The following is a 1,092-nucleotide window of genomic DNA, read 5'->3' as shown; positions in this document are numbered from 1 at the left end:
TCGTTCATCTACAAGGTGTTGACGACCACCGACCACAAGATGCTCGGCATCATGTATTTGGTTGCCTGCTTTGCGTTCTTCCTCATCGGTGGCCTGATGGCCCTGCTGATGCGGTCTGAGTTGACTGTTCCGGGTCTGCAGTTCCTGTCGACCGAGCAGTACAACCAGCTGTTCACCATGCACGGCACCGTGATGCTGCTGATGTACGCGACGCCGATCGTGATCGGTTTCGCGAATGTGGTGCTGCCGCTTCAGATCGGTGCGCCGGACGTGGCGTTCCCGCGGTTGAATGCCTTCAGCTTCTGGCTGTTCGTGTTCGGTTCGACGGTGGCGGTCGCCGGATTCATCACCCCCGGTGGCGCGGCTGACTTCGGCTGGACTGCCTACACCCCACTGACCGATGCGGTGCACTCTCCGGGTGCCGGCGCCGACATGTGGATCCTCGGCCTGGCCGTTTCCGGTCTGGGCACCATCCTCGGTGCGGTCAACATGATCACCACCGTGGTCTGCCTGCGTGCTCCCGGTATGACGATGTTCCGGATGCCGATTTTCACCTGGAACATCCTGGTCACCAGCGTGCTGATCCTGCTGGCGTTCCCGTTGCTGACCGCGGCGTTGATGGGCTTGGAGGTCGACCGACAATTCGGCGCGCAGTTGTATGACCCGGCCAATGGTGGGGTGATCTTGTGGCAGCACCTGTTCTGGTTCTTCGGTCACCCCGAGGTCTACATCATCGCCCTGCCGTTCTTCGGCATCGTCTCGGAGATCTTCCCGGTGTTCAGCCGTAAACCGATCTTCGGGTACAGCGGTCTGGTCTACGCAACCTTGGCGATCGCGGCGTTGTCGGTGGCGGTGTGGGCGCACCACATGTACGCGACAGGTGCGGTGTTGCTGCCGTTCTTCTCGTTCATGACGTTCTTGATCGCGGTGCCCACGGGTGTGAAGTTCTTCAACTGGATAGGCACGATGTGGAAAGGTCATATGACCTTTGAGACACCCATGTTGTTCGCCGTGGGCTTCATCATCACGTTCCTGTTCGGTGGTCTGACCGGTGTGCTGCTGGCGAGCCCGCCCCTGGACTTCCACCTCTCG

1 protein-coding gene is annotated in these 1,092 nt (G+C 60.3%); it reads left to right on the top strand.

Going from position 1 to position 1,092, the window contains the following annotated elements:
* Nucleotides 1–1,092, top strand: a 1,092-nt coding sequence (locus tag BFL43_RS00060) for a cbb3-type cytochrome c oxidase subunit I (RefSeq protein ID WP_206186582.1), incomplete at both ends; no start/stop codon positions are given.

Source organism: Williamsia sp. 1135 (genome assembly GCF_002095395.1).
Classification (GTDB): domain Bacteria; phylum Actinomycetota; class Actinomycetes; order Mycobacteriales; family Mycobacteriaceae; genus Williamsia.
Note: the sequence above shows the minus strand (reverse complement) of the source record. Positions and strands in the feature narration are given on the sequence as shown.